This is a genomic window from Micromonospora sp. NPDC005254, from assembly GCF_042872525.1.
Classification (GTDB): Bacteria; Actinomycetota; Actinomycetes; order Mycobacteriales; family Micromonosporaceae; genus Micromonospora.
In genome coordinates this window covers 1-20,327 of the sequence record NZ_JBIAKM010000011.1, presented here as the reverse complement: position 1 = coordinate 20,327, position 20,327 = coordinate 1, and the positions used below count along the sequence as shown (strand labels likewise).

At 71.9% G+C, this 20,327-nt stretch carries 14 protein-coding genes; 6 read left to right on the top strand and 8 right to left on the bottom strand.

Annotation, left to right across the window (positions count from 1 at the left end; genetic code table 11):
• Positions 1–138: 138 nt before the first annotated feature.
• Complete coding sequence (locus ACFYPR_RS28425) at positions 139–2,115, bottom strand: TIGR03960 family B12-binding radical SAM protein (RefSeq protein WP_387263453.1); 1,977 nt, start codon at positions 2,113–2,115, stop codon at positions 139–141.
• 155 nt (positions 2,116–2,270) lie between these two features.
• Between ACFYPR_RS28425 and ACFYPR_RS28420 the strand changes: the two genes are divergently transcribed.
• Positions 2,271–3,704: a hypothetical protein gene (locus ACFYPR_RS28420; RefSeq protein ID WP_387263451.1), complete on the top strand. Its 1,434-nt coding sequence runs from the start codon at positions 2,271–2,273 to the stop codon at positions 3,702–3,704.
• Between the two features lie 416 nt (positions 3,705–4,120).
• On the opposite strand, the gene ACFYPR_RS28415 is transcribed toward ACFYPR_RS28420, so the two are convergent.
• From ACFYPR_RS28415 to ACFYPR_RS28405, 3 genes are all read right to left on the bottom strand, one after another.
• Positions 4,121–4,810, bottom strand: a complete 690-nt coding sequence (locus tag ACFYPR_RS28415; protein ID WP_354857892.1) for a lysophospholipid acyltransferase family protein — start codon at positions 4,808–4,810, stop codon at positions 4,121–4,123.
• A 98-nt stretch (positions 4,811–4,908) separates the two neighbouring features.
• Entirely contained in the window at positions 4,909–8,055 is a 3,147-nt protein-coding gene (gene ileS / locus ACFYPR_RS28410; RefSeq protein ID WP_387263448.1) for an isoleucine--tRNA ligase, read from the bottom strand.
• 402 nt (positions 8,056–8,457) lie between these two features.
• A complete protein-coding gene (locus ACFYPR_RS28405; RefSeq protein WP_387263447.1) occupies positions 8,458–10,008 on the bottom strand; it encodes an alkaline phosphatase D family protein in 1,551 nt (516 codons plus the stop codon).
• Positions 10,009–10,182: 174 nt separating this feature from the next.
• On the opposite strand from ACFYPR_RS28405, the gene ACFYPR_RS28400 reads away from it, so the two are divergent.
• The 3 genes from ACFYPR_RS28400 to sigJ all read left to right on the top strand — a co-directional run bounded on the left by ACFYPR_RS28400 (position 10,183) and on the right by sigJ (position 12,747).
• Positions 10,183–11,352, top strand: coding sequence for an acyltransferase family protein (locus ACFYPR_RS28400; RefSeq protein WP_387263444.1), 1,170 nt, complete (start codon positions 10,183–10,185; stop codon positions 11,350–11,352).
• 79 nt (positions 11,353–11,431) lie between these two features.
• Positions 11,432–11,875 carry a carboxymuconolactone decarboxylase family protein gene (locus ACFYPR_RS28395; protein WP_354862407.1) on the top strand — a complete coding sequence of 148 codons (444 nt, stop codon included), beginning with the start codon at positions 11,432–11,434 and terminating at the stop codon, positions 11,873–11,875.
• Positions 11,872–12,747: an RNA polymerase sigma factor SigJ gene (sigJ, locus tag ACFYPR_RS28390; RefSeq protein ID WP_355067034.1), complete on the top strand. Its 876-nt coding sequence runs from the start codon at positions 11,872–11,874 to the stop codon at positions 12,745–12,747. The genes ACFYPR_RS28395 and sigJ overlap by 4 nt, the downstream gene beginning before the upstream one ends.
• 18 nt (positions 12,748–12,765) lie before the next feature.
• On the opposite strand, the gene ndk is transcribed toward sigJ, so the two are convergent.
• Positions 12,766–13,191 (bottom strand): nucleoside-diphosphate kinase, encoded by a 426-nt coding sequence (ndk, locus tag ACFYPR_RS28385; RefSeq protein WP_354862410.1) that lies wholly within the window; start codon positions 13,189–13,191, stop codon positions 12,766–12,768.
• 142 nt (positions 13,192–13,333) lie between these two features.
• Between ndk and ACFYPR_RS28380 the strand changes: the two genes are divergently transcribed.
• Positions 13,334–14,872, top strand: a complete 1,539-nt coding sequence (locus ACFYPR_RS28380; protein ID WP_387263441.1) for a VOC family protein — start codon at positions 13,334–13,336, stop codon at positions 14,870–14,872.
• 42 nt (positions 14,873–14,914) lie between these two features.
• Here ACFYPR_RS28380 and ACFYPR_RS28375 read toward each other — a convergent pair whose 3' ends face one another.
• Genes ACFYPR_RS28375 through ACFYPR_RS28365 form a run of 3 tightly spaced genes read right to left on the bottom strand, consistent with a single transcriptional unit; the run spans position 14,915 to position 19,349 of the window.
• Entirely contained in the window at positions 14,915–15,403 is a 489-nt protein-coding gene (locus ACFYPR_RS28375; RefSeq protein WP_387263439.1) for a DUF4233 domain-containing protein, read from the bottom strand.
• On the bottom strand, positions 15,400–16,734 hold the full coding sequence (locus tag ACFYPR_RS28370; RefSeq protein WP_355067032.1) for a folylpolyglutamate synthase/dihydrofolate synthase family protein: 1,335 nt from the start codon (positions 16,732–16,734) through the stop codon (positions 15,400–15,402). The genes ACFYPR_RS28375 and ACFYPR_RS28370 overlap by 4 nt, the downstream gene beginning before the upstream one ends.
• On the bottom strand, positions 16,731–19,349 hold the full coding sequence (locus ACFYPR_RS28365; protein WP_355067031.1) for a valine--tRNA ligase: 2,619 nt from the start codon (positions 19,347–19,349) through the stop codon (positions 16,731–16,733). The genes ACFYPR_RS28370 and ACFYPR_RS28365 overlap by 4 nt, the downstream gene beginning before the upstream one ends.
• 69 nt (positions 19,350–19,418) lie before the next feature.
• Between ACFYPR_RS28365 and ACFYPR_RS28360 the strand changes: the two genes are divergently transcribed.
• Positions 19,419–20,105: a hypothetical protein gene (locus ACFYPR_RS28360; RefSeq protein ID WP_355067030.1), complete on the top strand. Its 687-nt coding sequence runs from the start codon at positions 19,419–19,421 to the stop codon at positions 20,103–20,105.
• The last annotated feature ends 222 nt before the right edge of the window (positions 20,106–20,327 follow it).

Genomic DNA, 20,327 nt, shown 5'->3' with positions numbered 1-20,327 from the left:
TGGTTTTTCTTACTGATCGTCTCGCTCCTCGGAACTCAGCACCGGTTGATCATGAAGTTATTGTCGGCGACACGCGGTGTTCCGGGCAACAACTTCATGATCGACGCGGGCGACGGGCGGGGCCGGGAGGGCCGGGGGTCAGAGCGTGGGGGTTTTCAGGCCCTTGATCGGCGTCAGGGGCAGGAGCTTCTTGCCGGTGGGGCCGATCTGGATCTCGGTGTCCATCGAGGGACAGACGCCGCAATCGAAGCACGGGGTCCACCGGCAGTCGTCCTGCTCGAACTCGCTCAGCGAATCCTGCCAGTCCTGCCAGAGCCAGTCCTTGTCCAGGCCCGAGTCCAGGTGGTCCCAGGGAAGGACCTCCAGCTCGTCGCGCTGGCGGGTGGTGTACCAGTCGAGATCCACCCCGAACGCCGGCAGCGTCTCGGCCGCCGCGTCCACCCAGCGCTGGTAGGAGAAGTGCTCGCTCCACCCGTCGAACCGGCCGCCGTCCTCCCACACCTTGCGGATCACCGAGCCGACCCGGCGGTCACCCCGGGAGAGCAGGCCCTCGATCAGCGACGGCTCGCCGTCGTGGTAGCGGTAGCCGATGGCCCGGCCCAACGAGCGGTCCGAGTTGATGGCCTGCTTGAGGATCTTGAGCCGGTGGTCGATGACCTCCGGGCGCTCCATGGCAGCCCACTGGAACGGGGTGTGCGGCTTCGGCACGAACCCGCCGATGGAGACCGTGCAGCGGATGTCCTTCGAGCCGGTCGCGGCCCGACCGGCCTTGATCACCTCGTGGGCCATGTCGGCGATCTCAAGGACGTCGTCGTCGGTCTCGGTGGGCAGGCCGCACATGAAGTACAGCTTCACCTGCCGCCAACCGTTGCTGTACGCGGTGACGACCGTCCGGATCAGGTCTTCCTTCGACACCATCTTGTTGATGACCTTGCGGATCCGCTCCGACCCGCCCTCCGGGGCGAAGGTCAGGCCGGTACGCCGCCCGTTGCGGGACAACTCCTGCGCGAGGTCGATGTTGAACGCGTCGACCCGGGTCGACGGCAGCGACAGCGACACGTTGGTGCCCGCGTACTGCTCGGCCAGGCCGGAGCACATGTCGCCGATCTCCGAGTGGTCGGCCGAGGAGAGCGACAGCAGGCCCACCTCGGAGAAGCCGGAGAACTCCAGGCCCTCGCGCACCATCTGCCCGACGGTGGTGATCGACCGCTCCCGCACCGGACGGGTGATCATGCCCGCCTGGCAGAACCGGCAGCCCCGGGTGCAGCCCCGGAAGATCTCCACCGCGTACCGCTCGTGCACCGTCTCGGCGAGCGGGACGAGGGGCTTCTTCGGGTACGGCCACGCGTCCAGGTCCATCGTTGTGCGCTTGTGCACCCGGAACGGCACGTCTGCCCGGTTCGGCACGACCCGCTGGATCCGCCCGTCCGGGAGGTAGTCCACGTCGTAGAAACGCGGGACGTACACGCTCTCGGTGCGGGCCAGCCGCAGCAGCAGCTCGTCGCGGCCACCCGGGGAGCCCTCGGCCTTCCACTCCCGGACGATCGCGGTGATCTCCAGGACCGCCTCCTCGCCGTCGCCGAGAACGGCGGCGTCGATGAAGTCGGCGATCGGCTCCGGGTTGAAGGCGGCATGCCCACCGGCCACGATCACCGGGTCGGCGTCGGTGCGGTCGGCGGCCAGCATCGGGATGCCGGCCAGGTCGATCGCGGTGAGCATGTTGGTGTAGCCCAGCTCGGTGGAGAAGGAGATGCCGAAGACGTCGAAATCGCGTACCGGCCGGTGCGCGTCGACGGTGAACTGCGGCACGCCGTGCGTGCGCATCAGGTTCTCCAGGTCGGGCCAGACCGCGTACGTCCGCTCGGCGAGGGTGTCGGGCAGCTCGTTGAGCACCTCGTAGAGGATCTGCACACCCTGGTTGGGCAGGCCCACCTCGTACGCGTCGGGGTACATGAGCGCCCAGCGCACCGTCGCGGCGTCCCAGTCCTTGACCACCGCGCCCAGCTCACCGCCGACGTACTGGATGGGCTTGGAGACCTGAGGGAGCAGCGGCTCGAGCCGGGGCCAGACGGAATTGGTCGCGGCCGCGCGCGGCGTCGTGGACGGGGCACTCATGATGCCCAAGGGTACGCGCCCGCCCGCCGGTGACCGCGCGCACGCCACGATGCCGCCCGACCAACCACCTGTGCACGCACTCCGCCTGGATGCCCGGGCGGCGGCGGTGGCGACGCGGTACTAACCTCGGACCGGCGCGAGAGGAGATTGCCGCGATGCCGGAGCCCCAGCCGGGAGCACGGCCGGCCGACGGGCGCACCCCGGGCCCGGAGCCGGACGACGCTCCGGCGGTCGCCGACGAGTCGACCTCCCCACCCGTACCACCGGACCACCCCACCGCCCCCGACCAGCCCGAACCCACGGCCCAGAAGCCCGCGGCCCAGCCGGAGCCAACGGCCCAGGAGCCCGCGGCCCAGCCGGAGCCAACGGCCCAGGAAGCCGCGGCCCAGCCGGAACCGACGGCCCAGGAAGCCGCGGCCCAGCCGGAGCCAACGGCCCAGGAGCCCGCGGCCCAGCCGGCCGCGTCCGCGGACTCCCCCGCCGCGCCCACGGTGGCCCCCGCGCCGCGGTGGAGTGGGTCCGCGCCGGTCCCTCCTCAGCTGCCGCGCAGGCGTGCCTGGGGTGAGTCGGCCGAGCCGACCCCGCCGCCGCCCCTGCCCGAGCAGCCGCCCGAGCACCGCACCCCGGTCGACCCGTGGGCCGGGGTGGACACCGGCGGCTGGGACCTGCCCTCCGCCGAACTGCCCCCGCTGCCCCCGACGTTGGACTACCCGGCGCCCCCGTCGACCCGGCAGTGGTCCGGGCCGCCCGCACCGCCGGTGGGGATGCACCCGGTGTCGCCGTCACCCGCCCACCCGACGTCGCCCGCCTACCCGGCGCGACCCACCTACCCGGCGCCGCCAGCCCACCCGGCGCCGCCAGCCCGGCCCGCCCTGCCGGCGCAGCCCGGCACGGGCCGACCCACCGCGCCGGTGCGGCCGGCGCCGCCCGCCCGGGTGCCGAAGCAGCGGCGGGGTCGGCGGTCGGCCACGCCACCGCCTGTGACGCCACCGCCGGGCTGGGAGGCCCCGAAGGGGTACGTGCCGGTCCCGGTCCGCCGTCGGCGTCGCTGGCCGTGGCTTCTGCTGCTCACCCTGGCCTGCTGCTGCGGATGTCCCGCCTACTACGGCCTGCCGATCTCGTCGCAGTACCCGGCCCGCGCCGCGCTGCCCGAGCAGGTCGCCGATCTGAGCCTGCGTCAGGACGACGGCAGCGCCGCGGCGGCCCGACAGCTGGAGAACGAGGTACGCCAGGAGAACTGGCTGGCCGAGGACACCTTCGCCGGCGTCTACGCCACGGGGGACGGCAAGCGGGTGACGGTCTTCGGCGGCACCGGCTTCCGGCTGAACCCGGAGGCGGACGCGAACGCGGAAATCACGCGGCTCAAGGAGCGCTACGCGCTGGAGTCGCCCGAGACGGTGCAGACCGGCGTACGGGGTCGGCACGAGCGTTGCGCGATCGGCCGGCCGGCCGACGGCGACGTGGTGGTGTGCACCTCGGTCGACCACGGCAGCATCGCCACCGGAGTGTTCACCCGACTCTCCGTCGTCGACAGCGCCGACCTGCTGAAAACCTTGCGCGGCCAGATCGTTCAGCCCGAGCGGGGCTGAGCCGCGCCCCGGCCACAGGAGCGACGCCGCACCGTCGACGGCGGGGCGGGCCGGGCCGCCGGCGGATCGCGGGGCCGGGCCGGGCGGCGGATCGCGGACCCGAGTGGGTCAGCGGAACCGCGACCACCGGCGGCCCCGTTACGCCCCGTGACGTCACGCGGACGAAGCGGGCCGGAGACCGGCATTCCTGTGAGTCATCTTTATGACTCACAGGAATGCCGCTTCGAGGAGCGAGTGCCCCGGACGAAGGGTCCGCCGTGGGCGGCCAGACGCGCGGGAAGGAACCGAGACCCCGGCCCGGCGCGGTTCAGACGCCGCAGTCCCGGCGCCGCGCCACACATCGCGTGGTCAGCGCGGGCCAAGCGCCGCAGATCCCGGGGCAACACGACCCCGGCCCGCGGATCAGGCGTCGCCGGTCAGACGTCGCCGGTCGGGTCCGGGTGGGCGCGCGGCGGGGCGTAGCGCGGGACGTACTCCTGGCCGGTGAGCTTCTGGATCTCGCTCATCAGCTCGTCGGTCATCTGGCGCAGCGAGGCGCGGTCGTCCGGGCGACCGGTGAAGTCCAGCGGCTTGCCGAACCGGACGGTGATCTTGGCGCTGCCGGGGCGGGGCACCCGGGCGCCGATCGGCTGAGCCTTGTCCGTGCCGATCGTGCCGACCGGGATGATCGGCACACCGGCGGAGATGGCCAGCCGGGCCGCCCCGGTCCGCCCCCGGTAGAGCTTGCCGTCCGGGGAGCGGGTGCCCTCCGGGTAGACCACCACCAGGTCACCACCCTGCAACGCCGGGATGGCGGCGTCGAACGCGGACAGCGCGGCCCGCCCACCGGCCCGCTCGACCGGGATCGCGCCCAGACCCGTGAGGACGAACTTCGAGAACGCGCCCTTCACGCCGGTGCCCTTGAAGTACTCCGACTTGGCCCAGAACGCCAGGTGCCGGGGCACCACCGTGCCGAGGAACAGCTCGTCGGCCACCGAGAGATGGTTGCCGGCGAAGATCGCGCCGCCGGTCTCCGGCACGTGTTCCAGACCCTCCACGGTCGGGCGGAACGCCAACCGCAGCGTGGGCGCCACGGTGAGCTTGCCGATGGTGTAGAGCAGGGGCACTGGTCCTCCGGCAGATGAGGTGCGAGCAGGCGGTGTCACGGTAGCGGACGCCTCCACACCTCCCGGACGGAGGTGGGGAGGCGTCCGCTACCCGCGCGTTACACCCGGCGGACGACGACCGTCACCCGCTCGCCCTCGCCCACCTCGCCGGCGAAACCGTCGAGGCCCTCGGCGAAGTCGATCGAGTCGGCCAGCACCTCACCGGCGACGAAATCGACGTACGCGCTCACCGCCGCGCGCACCTCCTCGGACGCCGACACCGACACCACGATCCGGTCGGAGACGTCCAGGTCGGCGTCGCGGCGGGCCTGCTGCACCACCCGCACCACGTCGCGGGCCAGGCCCTCGGCGGCCAACTCCGGGGTGACTTCGGTGTCCAGCACGACCACGCCCTCGCCGCCGGGCAGCGGCGCGGAGTGCTCGGCGTCGGCGGCGACCAGGCGCAGCTCGTACTCGCCCTCGGCCAGGGTGATGCCGGCGGCCACCGGGGCGCCGTCGACCAGCTCCCACTCGCCCGCCTTGACCGCCTTGATCACCTGCTGGACCTGCTTGCCGACGCGCGGGCCGAGCGCCCGGGGCACCACGGTCAACACCTGCTCGCAGTACGCGGCCAGCTCGGCGCTGAACTCCACCGCCTTCACGTTGACCTCGTCGGCGATCAGATCGGCGAACGGTCGCAGCTGCTCCGCCGCCGGCGAGGCCACGGTCAGCTTCGACAGCGGCAGCCGTACCCGCAGACCCTTGGCCTTGCGCAGGGACAGCGCCGCCGAGGCCACGGCCCGCACGTTGTCCATGGCGGCGACCAGGTCGTGGTCGGCCGGGAACTCGCTCGCCTCCGGCCAGTCGGTCAGGTGCACCGAGCGCTCCCCGGTCAGCCCGCGCCAGATCTCCTCCGCGGTCAGCGGCGCCAGCGGCGCCACCACCCGGCAGAGCGTCTCCAGCACGGTCGACAGGGTGTCGAACGCGTTGGCGTCGCCGGACCAGAACCGGTCCCGCGAGCGGCGCACGTACCAGTTGGTCAGCGCGTCCAGGTAGGACCGCACGGTGGCGCAGGCGCCGGAGATGTCGTACGCGTCCATCTGCGCGCTGACCGTCGACACCAGCTCGTTGGTCTTCGCCAGCACGTACCTGTCGAGCAGGTGCGTCGAGTCGGTGCGCCGCCGCGCCTGGTACCCGTCCGCGTTGGCGTAGAGCGTGAAGAAGTACCAGACGTTCCACAGCGGCAGCAGCACCTGCCGGACGGCGTCACGGATGCCCGCCTCGGTGACCGCCATGTCACCGCCGCGCAGCACCGGCGAGGACATCAGCATCCACCGCATCGCGTCCGAGCCGTACGCGTCGAAGACGTGGTAGACGTCCGGGTAGTTGCGCAGGCTCTTGGACATCTTGCGCCCGTCCGAGCCGAGCAGGATGCCGTGGCTCAGGCAGTTGCGGAACGCCGGCCGGTCGAACAGCGCGGTGGCCAGCACGTGCATGGTGTAGAACCAGCCGCGGGTCTGCCCGATGTACTCGACGATGAAGTCACCTGGGTAGTGGTGCTCGAACCAGTCCGCGTTCTCGAACGGGTAGTGCACCTGGGCGAACGGCATCGAACCGGACTCGAACCAGCAGTCCAGCACCTCCGGCACCCGACGCATCATCGACTGACCGGTCGGGTCGTCCGGGTTCGGGCGGACCAGGTCGTCCACCGCCGGCCGGTGCAGGTCGGTGAGGCGTACGCCGAAGTCCCGCTCGATGTCCGCGAGGGAGCCGTAGACGTCCAGGCGCGGGTAGTTCGGGTCGTCGGACTTCCACACCGGGATCGGGGAGCCCCAGAACCGGTTCCGGCTGATCGACCAGTCCCGTGCGTTGGCCAGCCACTTGCCGAACGAGCCGTCCTTGATGTGGCCGGGCGTCCAGTTGATCTCCTGGTTCAGCTCGACCATCCGGTCCCGGAACTGCGTCACCGCGACGAACCAGGACGACACCGCCTTGTAGACCAGCGGGGTGTCGCAGCGCCAGCAGTGCGGGTACGAGTGGGTGTAGGTGTCCTGCTTGAGCACCACCCCCCGGTCCTTCAGCTCGCGGATCACCGGCTTGTTGACGTCGAAGACCTGCTCACCCTGGTACGGCGGGACCAGCGCGGTGAACCGGGTGTGGTCGTCCACCGTGACGATGGTGGGGATGCCGGCGGCGTTGCAGACGTTCTGGTCGTCCTCGCCGAACGCCGGGGCGAGGTGCACGATCCCGGTGCCGTCCTCGGTGGTGACGAACTCCGCGCCGAGCACCTGGTAGGCGTTCTCGCCCGCCTGCTCGACGAGGAAGTCGAACAGCGGTGTGTAGCGGCGCCCGACCAGGTCCCGGCCGTACACCGTGCCGACCTGCTCGTACCCCTCCAGCTCCTTGGCGTACGCCCCGAGCCGCGCGGCACCCACCACGAACCGCTCGCCGTCGCGTTCCAGCACCGCGTACTCGATGTCGGGGCCGACGGCGAGCGCAAGGTTCGACGGCAGGGTCCACGGCGTGGTGGTCCAGACGCCCAGCTTGACCGGCCCGCGCACCGGTTCCGGCGCGGACTCGTCGGCGGTCAGCCCGAACCACACCGACAGGGTGGGGTCGTGCCGGTCCCGGTAGACGTCGTCCATCCGGGTCTCGGTGTTCGACAGCGGCGTCTCGCAGCGCCAGCAGTACGCCAGCACCCGGAAACCCTCGTAGATCAGACCCTTGTCGTGCAGGGTCTTGAAGGCCCACATGACGCTTTCCATGTAGTCCAGGTCGAGGGTCTTGTAGTCGTTGGCGAAGTCGACCCAGCGGGCCTGCCGGTTGATGTACCGCTCCCAGTCCTGGGTGAACTCCAGCACCGAGGTGCGGCAGGCCTCGTTGAACCGGGCCACGCCCAGGTCGATGATCTCCGCCTTGCTGGTGATGCCGAGCTGCTTCTCGGCCACCACCTCGGCGGGCAGGCCGTGGCAGTCCCAGCCGAAGCGGCGCTCGACGTGCCGGCCGCGCATGGTCTGGTAGCGCGGCACCACGTCCTTGACGTAGCCGGTGAAGAGGTGGCCGTAGTGCGGCAGGCCGTTGGCGAACGGCGGGCCGTCGTAGAAGACGTACTCGTTCTTGCCGTCGGTGCCGGCGGGGCGGGCCTCGACCGACGCCTCGAAGGTCTTGTCGGCCGTCCAGTGCTCCAGCACCCGGCGCTCGACCGCGGGCAGGTCCGGGCTCGCCGGGACACCGGCGGCGGTCGGGTCGTGCAACGGATAGGCCATCGCCTGTCGCTCTCCTCGCAGCTCACTCAACGTGGGTCTGCGAGGACGAACCTTCCGGGTACGCCGACGACGGCGCTCCCGGGTGGCCCGCGGTACCACCCCGCTTGGCGGTCAGGATCGACCGCCCGCTCATTTGCCGGCTGTGACGGGCCGCACCCGTCCGGTTCTACTGGGCCGGTTGCCCGGCTGTTCTTCCGGAGGCTCACCGGTGATGGCCGGGTCATCGCCTTACGGTGCTCAACGATACAAGACCCGCCCATCACTCCGCCGCCGAGTAATCCCGCGTGCACCCCACCCCGGCGGATGCTTCCGTTGATCAAGAGGTTTGCGTCAGCGTCGCGCCAAATCCTGACGCAAACCTCTTGATCAACAGGGGACGGCGGGGAGGGTGGGAGGGCGGGGTTAGGGGGCGGGGAGGGTGGTGTTCCAGAGGGAGGCGCCGTCGCGGTCGCGCAGGTGAACTGTCAGGGCCGCGGACTCGCCGTCGATCGACACCTCGCCGAAGTGCTGGAAGCCCTCGGCCGGCGAGGTGTTGGCGCGCGGCGGGGCGTGCACGAAGACCGCCTGCGGGCCGAACGTGCCGTCCAGGGCTTTCGGGCCGAACGCGCCGGCGTGCGCCGGACCGGAGACGAACTCCCAGAACGGCGTGAAGTCACCGACCGCCGCCCGGGACGGGTCGTAGTGGTGCGCGGCGGAGTAGTGCACGTCGGCGGTGAGGAAGACCATGCCGGTCACCTGAGCCCGGTGGGTGGCCCGCAGCACCTCGGCGAACTCCAGCTCACGACCGAGCGGCGCACCGGGGTCGCCCTGCGCGACGCCCTCCTGCGCGCCCGGACCGTCCGGCACCACGACCCCGATCGGCAGGTCGTTGGCGATCACCTTCCAGGTCGCCGTGGAGCGCTTCAGCTCCCGGATCAGCCACTCCCGCTGCTCGCGGCCGAGCAGACCGCGCTTCGGGTCGGCGTACGTGTTGCCGTCGTTGGGGTCCTTGTGGGTACGCATGTCGAGCACGAACACGTCCAGCAGCGGCCCGTACGAGATCCGCCGGTACAGCGGCCCGTCGTCCGGCACGGGCAGCCACTCGTGGAACGCCTGACTGGCCCGCGCGGCGAGCACGTCGACCCGCTGCTCGGTGTAGCGCGGGTCGTCCAGGATCTCCCCCGGGTACCAGTTGTTGAGGACCTCGTGGTCGTCCCACTGGTTGATCTGCGGCACCGCCGCGGCGAACTCCCGCAGGTGCGCGTCGAGCAGGTTGTAGGCGAACTGTCCCCGGTACTCGGTAAGCGTCTCGGCGACCTTGCTCTTCTCGGGGGTCACCAGGTTGCGCCAGATCCGCCCGTCGGGCAGCGTCACCGACTCGACCAGCGGGCCGTCGGCGTACACGGTGTCGCCGCTGCACAGGTAGAAGTCCGGACGGGCCTCCCGCATCGCCCGGAAGATCGACAGTCCGCCGTAGTTGGGGTCGATCCCCCAGCCCTGCCCGACGATGTCCCCGGTCCAGACGAACCTCACGTCGCGCCGCCGGTGCCGGCCCGGCGCGGTCGTCAGCGACCCGGTCAGCGACTCGCTGACCACCCCGTGCCGCTCCAGACTCTCCACCCGGACCCGGTAGTGCAGCCGCTCGGCGTCCGGCAGGCCCCGCAGCCGCACCTTGCCGGTGAAGTCTCCGCTCGGGCCGAGCACCGGGCCACGCAACTGCCGCGCGCCCCGGAAGTCGGGCCGCCGGCTCACCTCGACCAGCATCCGGCCCGCACGGTCGGCCCGCGTCCAGACCAGCGCCGAGTCGGCGGTCACGTCGCCGCTCTGCACGCCGTGGGTGAGCACGGGGCGTCCCGCCGGGCGCCAGGCCGGGGCGGCGTTCGCGCCGGCGCCGCCCAGCAGCGCGCCGCCGGCGACTCCGGCCCCGGCCACCAAGCCGGCCCGCAGCAGGGTACGTCGATCAAGCTCGGTCATGCTTCCTCCCGGTCATGGGTTGACCCCGTCGGTCTACCGGGCGGAGATGACCGCGATCGGCGGCCCGGATGACCGGGGCCCGAACGCCGGTTGTCCGGCCGGAACGGCCGCACGCTCCGCTCTGGACGACGGTCGCCGCTTGACCCCGTTGGCGGGCTCGCGCAAACTTCGCCGGTGCGTCCGCTCGATTACGACGAGTTCCAGGCCATGCGACGCTTTCCCGCCCTGGACGGCCTGCGGGCCGTGGCGGCCGTCATGGTCTTCGCCTTCCACTTCGGTGGCCCGTCCTGGGCCTGGCTGACGGGCTGGATCGGCGTCCACCTGTTCTTCGTGCTCTCCGGTTTCCTGATCACCACGCTGCTGCTGCGGGAGGAGCACCGGTACGGGCGGGTCTCACTGCGCGCGTTCTACCTGCGGCGGTTCTTCCGGATCATGCCGGTGTACCTGCTGGTGCTCTTCCTGACCTGGGCACTGGCCCGGCTCAGCGGCACGGCCGACGCGGTGGAACGCTCGCTGGCGTACTACCTGCTCCTGCTCAACGACTTCCTGCCGGCCGGCGCCCCGTACCTGCACTCCTGGACGATCGGGATCGAGCAGAAGTTCTACCTGTTCTGGCCGGCGATCGCGTTCGTGCTGGTGACCACCGTCTTCCGCCGCCGACTGGCCGTCACTCTCGGCCTGCTCGTGCTCCTCGTCGCGTTGATCCCGCCGGAGATCGCGTGGCTGAGCTGGCCGATCCACTACGTGGCGATCCTGCTCGGCTGCCTCATCGCCGTGATCATGCAGCACCCCCGGGGCTTCGCCCTGCTCCGGCCGCTGACCCACCCGATCACGGCCAGCGCGGTGATCATGGCCTTCGTCGCGGTCCAGGTGGCCGTGCGGTACTGGCCGGCCCGGCTCGGCCCGGAGGCGCTGATCGGCAGCTACGCCGCGGCGGCCGCCCTGCTGCTGCCGGCCCTGCTGTCACGCAGCCTCCTCGCGCGCGTACTGGCGCTCCGTCCACTGGTCTTCGTCGGCGAACGGTCGTACTCGATGTACCTGGTCCAGTCCATCGCGGCGGGGGTGGCGATCGGGTTGCTGCCCACGAGGGGGCGCCACGGCACCGTCATCTTCGTGGGCGCCGTGGTGGTGGGGCTGATCCTCGCGGACGTGCTCTACCGGTGGGTCGAGCTACCCGCGATCGGGGTGGGGCGGCGGCTCGCCGCCCGCGTCGCGCGGCCCGCGTCGCGCGACGACGACCGACCGGTGGGCACCGTCGATGACAGCCCCCGGATCCCCCGCCCGCGCGAGGTGCTGGCCGACACCGTTCCGACGGCCTCCGGCCGGGCCCACCGCCACGCGTGACCGGGGTCACCACCGCGGTTGTCACGGCACGCCCCGGTCGAACCGTCGTTGCGGTGTCGGATCGAACAGGGAGTTGGTCATGCAACGAATGAGGCTCTTCGAGGTCGCGCCGCAGGGATACCAGGCCGTGTCGGGCCTGGAGAAGTACGTCCAGGCGAACGTCGACCACACCGTGCTGGAGCTGGTCAAGCTGCGGGCGTCGATGCTGAACGGCTGCGCGTTCTGCGTGGACATGCACAGCCGCGACGCCCTCGCCGCCGGCGAGTCGAGCCGGCGGCTGTTCGCGGTGGCCGCCTGGCGGGAGGCGCTGTCGTTCTTCGACGAGCGGGAGCAGACCGCGCTGGCGCTCACCGACGCGGTGACCCGGCTCGGCGAGCACGGGGTGTCGGACGAGGTGTGGGACGCCGCAGCGAAGGTCTGGCCGGAGAAGGAACTGGCCGATCTGGTCCTCGCGATCGCCACAATCAACGTGTGGAATCGTATCGCCGTGACCACGCACACGGAGCCCCCGGCGCAGGTGTGACGACCGAGGCGGCAGAGGCGGCCGGTGCGCTCCAGACGCACCGGCCGATGCTGCTCGGGCTCGCCTACCGCCTGCTCGGCAGCCGGCACGACGCGGAGGACGTGCTCCAGGAGGCGTACCTGCGGTGGCTGGGCGTGGACCGCGCCACCGTGGCCGAACCGCGCCGCTACCTATCCCGGGTGGTCACCCGGCTGGCGATGGACCGGCTCCGGGCCCGGCAGGCGGCCCGCGAGACCTACGTCGGGCCGTGGCTGCCCGAGCCGGTGCCGACCGAGCCCTCGCCGTTCGGCCCGCTGGACCGCGCGGAGCTGCGCGACTCGCTGTCCACCGCCCTGCTGCACGTGCTGGAGCGGCTCACCCCGCCGGAGCGCGCGGTGTACGTCCTGCACACCGCGTTCGACCTGCCGTACGCCGAGATCGCGGAGATCCTGGACCGGACCCCCGAGGACTGTCGACAGCTGCACCACCGGGCGGCCACGCGGGTACGCCAGGAGCGCCGCCGCTTCACCGCCAGCCGCTCGGAGCGTGAGCGGCTGCTGGAGGCGTTCCTCGCCGCCGCCCGGAACGGGGACCTGGCGACGCTCACCAGTCTGGTGGCCGCGGACGTCACGGCGTGGAACGACGGCGGCGGCCGGGTGCGTTCCGCCCGCAACCCGCTGCGGGGCGCGGACCGGGTCGCCCGGTTCTACGCCGGGATCTACGGCCCACGCCGCGAGTGGGCGGCGCGTCGGCTGGAGTTGAACGGCGAACCCGCCATCCTGCTCACCCGCTCCGACGGCGGCCGGTACACGTTGACGGTCACCGCCGCAGCCGGCCGGATCACCGGGATCTACGTCGTGGGCAACCCGGAGAAGCTGCCGCCGGTCGACTGAACCCCCGGCGCCGTCAGCTCAGCTCAGCTCGGGGAACCAGAGCCCGATCTCGCGCTTGGCGCTGTCCGTCGAGTCAGAGGCGTGTACCAGGTTCTCCCGGTTGGACAGCGACAGGTCGCCCCGGATCGTGCCGGCGGCGGCCCTGCGGCCGTCGGTCGCGCCGACCAGCCCACGGACCACGTCGATGACCTGGTCGCCGGAGAGCACCAGGGCGACCAGCGGGCCACCGGTCATGAAGTCCTTCAGCGGCGGGTAGAACGCCTTGTCGACGTGCTCGGCGTAGTGCGCGTCGGCCAGCGCGGCGTCCATCGTCCGGTGCACCATCGCGTCGATCCGCAGCCCCTTGCGCTCGAAGCGGGAGAGGACCTCGCCGACCAGGCCGCGGCGGACCGCGTCGGGCTTGATCAGCACGAGGCTGCGCTCATCCGGGCTGTTGCTGGACACGCTGGGTTCCTCCTGTACGCGCGGAACGCTTGGGATCGGTACGGTCAGCCTAGCGACCCGGTCCCGGCGCCGGCGCGGCGGCCGGTCTTTCCCCCGGTGGCCGATCCGGCCTAGCCTGGCCCTGACCCCCGGGAGGTCCACTGTGGCGAATGGCGGGAACCGGCCCATCGCGCCGGTACGCAAGCTCATCGGCACGGTGCTCGGCACCGTGGCCACCTTCGTCGTCCTCTTCGGGCTGGGCATGACCAGCTGGGCCATCGTGGCCCTCGGGGTCGCCCTGCTGGTGCTGGCGATCGCGCTGGCTACCGTACGCGGCGGCGGGCGCACCTGGGTGGTCGGCGTGGCGCACGTGCACAGCGCCTCCGAACCACCCACCCAGTACGCGTTCGGCCGGTGCGAGCTGCAACTGGTCATCGACGCGCCCGGTCTGCCGCCCCGATCCAAGAAGATCATCGAGCCGCGGGTGCCGGTCTCGAAGTGGCCGTCGCTGGGTCAGACCCTGCCGATCCGGGTCGCGTTGGACGACCAGCGGCACGTCAAGGTTCTCTGGGACGAGGTGCCCACCCACGCCGAGACCGCGGCGGCCGTCGCCGACCTCCCACCGGAGTTCGGCGACATCGACGCCGTGGACGACGTGCTCATCCAGCAGGACGCCCCGCCGTGGGCCGACCGCGCGACGGACGACGACTTCCGGGACGCGCGCGACAGCGAGGGGTTCCTTGACCCGCGTGGCCGCGACGGCGACCCGTTCCGCGACGCCCGCGACGGTGACCCGTTCCGTGACCCACGCGGCCCCGAGGTGTTCCGTGACCCGCGCGGCCCCGACCCGCTGCGCGACGACCCGGCGGTCGCGCCCGACGAGCGCGAGCCGGTGGTGATGAGCCAGAGCCCGGGCGGCCCGGTGGTGCTCGAAGGCGTCGTCGTCGAGCCGCAGCCCGGTGCGGGGCTGCCCCGACGGGCCACCCCCGCACCGCGCCCACCGGCGGAGGAGCACTTCGACCAGCCCGGCGCGGACCCGCTCGCCCCGATCGACGACCGCGTCGACCAACCCGACGACCGCGTCGACCCGGCGCCCGACGACCGGCCCGCGACCGCCGAGGCCCGCCTCGACCCGCCCGCCGCGCCGCGCGTCGATCCACCTCCGGCGCAGCGCACCGGCCCGGTCTCCATGGATCCGCTGGACCCGCTGGACCTGCCGCTGGACGATCCGGCCCCGACCGGAAAGGCCCGCGAGACCGTCACCGCCGAGGACCTGGACGAGGCGATCTTCGGGTACGACGGCGCGTCCGCGACTGATCCGGCCGGCCCGATCAGCGGTGTCGGCCTGACCCTGCTGGTCACCGACCTGTCCCGGTCGCTCGGCTTCTACCGCGACATGCTCGGCTTCAGCGAGGTCGACCAGGGCGCCGGCAACGCCGTGCTCGCCTTCGGCACGACCCGGCTGGTGCTGCGCGAGGTGACCGGGGCGGCGCCGATCAGCCGCCGACTGGTGCACGTCAACCTCGAGGTGGACGACATCGAGGCGGCGTACGGCCGGCTGCGCGATTCCGGGGTCCGCTTCACGTACGCGCCCCGGGTGGTCAACCGGGGCAGCAGGCTGGAGGTGTGGGCGGCTGCCTTCCGGGACCCGGACGGCCACGGCATCGCCCTCACCCAGTGGCGCGAACGCGCCGACGCCTGACCCGGCCGGTCCTCCCGGAGCATCGCCGGACGAGTCGGCGTGTCAGCCGAGGATGACCCGGCGGACGTGCAGCGCGTACGCCCAGACCAGGGCGAAGATGATGCCCAGCACGAACAGCGACCAGTGCAGCAGACCGGCCAGCATCAGCAGGCCCTGCAGCACGGTGCCGGCGTGCCAGGCCCAGGGGCGGCGCATCATGCCGGCGAGCAGGACGGCGGCAACCGCCAGGGCCACCACCGCCGCGATCGCGGCCCCGCCGAGGTCGCCACCGACCACCCGGATCGGCTGGATGGCCAGCAGCAGCACCAGCGCCTCCAGGCTGAGCGTCCCAGCGCCCAGGCCGCGTACCGCCCGCTCCGGGTTGCGCAGCCCGGACCGCCGCGGCTGCCCGGCCTCCGGCTCCCCCACTGACGATCCGGCCGCGCCCTGCTCGGTAACCGAGCCCGCCTCGCCGCGCGACGAGCCCGCCTCGCCGACCGACGGGCCGGCGGGGCCCTCGGTGGCGCGCGGGTCCTGTTCCGGGCCGGTCATCGCTTCAACAGCCGGCGGGCGTCGGCCACCGTGACCACCGAACCGGTCACCAGGACCCCGACGCCGCTGAGCTCTCCGGGGACGTCCTCCTCGGCCAGTGCGACCGCCAGCTCGATGGCGTCCGGCATCTCCTCGGCCGACTCCACCCGCTCCTCGCCGAAGACCTCCTCGGCCAGCGCGGCGAGCTCCGCCGTCGGCATCGCCCGCGGCGAGCTGTTACGGGTGACCACCACCTGGTCGACCACCGGCTCCAGCAACTCCAACAGGGCTTCCGCGTCCTTGTCGGCGAGTACGCCGACCACCGCCACCAGCTTGCTGAACGCGAACTCCTCCTGGAGTGCGGTCACGGTGGCGGCCATGCCGTGCGGATTGTGCGCGCCGTCCAGCAGGATGGTCGGCGCGTTGCGTACCCGCTCCAGCCGCCCGGGGGAACTGGTCGAGGCGAAGGCCTCCCGGACCGCGTCGACGTCCAACTGCCGTCGGCTCCCGGCGCCCAGGAACGCCTCCACGGCGGCGAGCGCCACCGCGGCGTTCTGCGCCTGGTGCGCGCCGTGCAGCGGAATGAAGATGTCGTCGTAGATGCCGCCCAGGCCTTGGAGGCTGAGCACCTGCCCGCCGACCGCGACAGCCCGGCCCAGCACGCCGAACTCGGCGCCCTCCCGGGCGATGGTGGCGCCCACCTCGGCACAGCGGTCGAGGAGTGGCCGCGCGGCCTCCTCCTCCTGCGCCGCCGCGATCACCGTGGCGCCCGGGTGGATGATGCCGGCCTTCGCCAGCGCGATGTCCTGGAGGGTGTCGCCGAGCCACTCGGTGTGGTCCAGGCCGATCGGGGTGATCACGCACACCCCGGCCTGGATGACGTTCGTGGCGTCCTCGGCGCCGCCGAGTCCCACCTCGACCACGGCGATGTCGACAGGCGCGTCGGCGAACGTGGCGAACGCCAGCGCGGTGGTCATGTCGAAGTACGTCAGCGGCTCGTCCGACCGGGCGTCGACCAGCTCCGCCAGCGGCTTGATCTCCCGGTACACCGCGGCGAACCGCTCCTCGCTGACCGGCTCGCCGTCCAGGCTGATCCGCTCCCGCACGGTCTCCAGGTGCGGGCTCGTGTACCGGCCGGTGTGCAGCCCGAACGCCCGCAGCAGCGAGTCGATCATCCGCGCGGTGGACGTCTTGCCGTTGGTGCCGGTCAGGTGGATCGCCGGGTACGCCCGCTGCGGGCTGCCGAGCAGGTCGAGCAGCGACTCGATGCGGTCCAGCTCGAAGACCATGCGGGTGAAGCCGCGGGCGTTCAGCTCGGCCTCGGCGGCGGCGAAATCGGTACGGTCGGTCACGAGGGCAGTGTCTCCAGAGCAGCGTCGATCCGGACCAGGTCGGCCTCGGCGGTGGCGAGCCGGTCGCGGATCTTCGCGACGACCGGCTCGGGGGCCTTGCCGATGAAGGCAGGGTTGTCGAGCTTCGCTCGGGCCTGCGCGACCTCCTTCTCGGCGGCCGCGCGGTCCTTGGTCAGCCGGGCCCGCTCGGCGGCCACGTCGATCGACCCCCGGGTGTCCAACGCGACACCGACCGCGCCGGGCATGGCCAGCGTCGCGCTGGCCTGGAAGTCGTCACCAGCCGCGTCCAGCCGGACCAGCGACCTGATCAGCGGCTCGTGGGCCGCGATGCCGGCTCCGGCCAGCCCGTCCAGGCGGGCGGCCACCCGCTGCGTCGGGCGCAGCCCCTGGTCGGAACGGAACCGGCGGATCTCGGTGACCACCCGCTGCACGGCGGCCAGCTCAGCCTCGGCGGCGTCGTCGACCAGCGACCGGTCGGCCACCGGCCAGGCGGCGGCCTGCACCGTCTCGCCGCCGGTCAGCGCGAGCCACAGCTCCTCGGTGACGAACGGGATGACCGGGTGCAGCAGCCGCAGCAGCTGATCGAGCACGTGCCCGAGCACCCGCCGGGTGGCGTCGGCCCGCTCGCCGCCCTCGGCGAGCACCGGCTTGCTCAGCTCGACGTACCAGTCGCAGACGTCGTCCCAGGCGAAGTGGTAGAGCAGGTCGCACACCTTGGCAAACTCGTACGCCTCGAACTGCTCGTCGACCTCGGCGGTGACGTGCGCCAGCCGGGACAGGATCCACCTGTCGACGGTGGAGAGCTGCTCGACCGGCGGCAGGTCGCCCGTGGTGTGCGCACCGTTCATCAGGGCGAACCGGGTGGCGTTCCAGAGCTTGTTGCAGAAGTTGCGCGAGCCCTGGCACCACTCCTCGCTGACCGGCACGTCCTGGCCGGGGTTCGCGCCCCGCGCCAGGGTGAACCGGGTGGCGTCAGCGCCGTACCTGTCGATCCAGTCCAGCGGGTCGACCACGTTGCCGAACGACTTCGACATCTTCTTGCCGAACTGGTCACGCACCATGCCGTGCAGCGCGACCACGTCGAAGGGCGGCCGGCCGTCCATCGCGTACAGGCCGAACATCATCATCCGGGCGACCCAGAAGAACAGGATGTCGTACCCGGTGACCAGCACGCTGGTCGGGTAGAACTTCGCCAGGTCCGGGGTCTCTTCGGGCCAGCCCAGGGTGGAGAACGGCCACAGGCCGCTGGAGAACCAGGTGTCCAGGACGTCCTCGTCCTGGTGCCAGCCCTCCCCGGTCGGGGCCTCCTCGTCGGGGCCGACGCAGACGATCTCGCCCGCCGGGCCGTACCAGACCGGGATGCGGTGCCCCCACCACAGCTGGCGGGAGATGCACCAGTCGTGCATGTTGTCGACCCAGGCGAAGTAGCGCTTGGCCAGCTCGGCCGGCTCGATGCGCACCCGGCCGTCGCGGACCGCGTCGCCGGCGGCCTGCGCGAGCGGGGCGGTGTTGACGAACCACTGCAGCGACAGCCGCGGCTCGACAGTCGTCTTGCAGCGCGAGCAGTGCCCGACCGCGTGCACGTACGGCCGCTTCTCGGCGACGATCCGGCCCTGCTCCCGCAGCGCGGCCACGATCGCCGGCCGCGCCTCGAACCGGTCCAGCCCCTCGAACGGGCCGGGCACGGTGATCACACCGCGCTCGTCCATCACGGTCAGCGCGGGCAGGTCGTGGCGCTGGCCGATCTCGAAGTCGTTCGGGTCGTGCGCGGGCGTCACCTTCACCATGCCGGTGCCGAAGCTCGGGTCGACGTGCGCGTCGGCGACGATCGGGATCCGCCGGCCGGTGAGCGGCAGCTCGACCTCGGTGCCGATCAGGTGCTGGTAGCGCTCGTCGTCGGGGTGCACCGCGACGGCGGTGTCGCCGAGCATCGTCTCGGCCCGGGTGGTGGCCACCACGACCTCGTCGCTGTAGCGGATGGAGATCAGCTCACCGTCGTCGTCGGTGTGCTCGACCTCGATGTCGGAGAGCGCGGTGAGGCAGCGCGGGCACCAGTTGATGATCCGGTTGGCTCGGTAGATGAGGCCGTCGTCGAAGAGCTTCTTGAAGATCGTCTGGACGGCGCGGCTCAGCCCCGCGTCCATGGTGAAGCGCTCACGGTCCCAGTCCACGGAGTCGCCGAGGCGGCGCATCTGGCCGAGGATGGCGCCGCCGGACTCGGCCTTCCACTGCCAGACCCGCTCGACGAACTTCTCCCGGCCGAGGTCGTGTCGGGAAAGGCCCTCGGCGGCGAGCTGACGCTCGACCAGGTTCTGGGTGGCGATGCCGGCATGGTCCATGCCGGGCAGCCACAGCGCCTCGAAGCCCTGCATCCGCTTCCGCCGGGTCAACGCGTCCATGAGCGTGTGCTCGAACGCGTGGCCCATGTGCAGCGAGCCGGTGACGTTCGGCGGCGGGATGACGATGGTGAAGGGGGGCTTGTCGCTGTCGGCGGAGGCCCGGAAGTGCCCAGCGGCTACCCACTGCTCGTACCGTCGCTGCTCTACCTCGCCGGGCTGGTACTGGCCGGCGAGGGTCGGGGCGTCGGGGCGTCGGGCATCCAGTCTCTCGGTCACCTGACAAGTCTACGGAGGGCTTCCGCGGACCTGACGTGCGCCACCTGCCGTTCGCGTACGGTGTCGGCTATGTCCGACGCACATCTCACCGAACGTTCGCTCGACGACAGTCGCGAGCCGGTCGAACTGACCGAGGAGCCCATCCAGCTGAGCACCCGGGACACCGGGGGCGACCCCGACGAGCGCTCCGACGGCTGGTCCCGGCGCCGCAAGATCGGTTGGGCGGTCGCGCTGGTCGTGGGTCTCGCGGGTGCGGGCGTGCTGGGGGTCGGCGGGTGGCGCGTGGCGCAGCAGAAGGACACCCGGCTGAGTTCACCCGATCAGGTGGCGGGGTTGACCCGGGACGACAGCGAGCGGGCCAAGAGCACGGCGGACTATCTGCGCAGCGGCCTGGCCGCCGACATCGAGCTGGACCGCAGTTTCGGCACCGTCTACCGCGACCCCGCCGACGACAAGCGTTCGGTGCTGATCTTCGGCGGCACCACGCTGCTGTGGCAGCCCGAACGCGACCTGGACAGCCTCTTCGGCCTGATGTCCGACGAGACCGGCGCGGTGACCGGCCTGCGCGAGGTGCCGGCGGGCGACCTAGGTGGCGTGATGAAGTGCGGCAGCACCAGTGGCGACGGCGGCGACTTCGCGGTGTGCGGCTGGGCGGACCACGGCAGCGTCGTGATGGCGATGTTCCCCGGTAGGTCGGTGACCGACGCCGGCGCCCTGTTCCGCGACCTTCGCGGGGACATGCAGACCCGCGACTGATCCGGGCCCGCCCGGCGGTGTGACCTCGTTGAGCGACGTGCTCCCCGGGATATCGGGATGCCCACGACCGCGGAAGCGCCCGATATCAGCGGCGCGGAGTCGGGGAAACGCAGAAAAGGCCACCCCTGTTGGGGGTGGCCTTTTCTGGAAGATTGTCCGGCGGTGTCCTACTCTCCCACACCCTCACGAGTGCAGTACCATCGGCGCTGGAGGGCTTAGCTT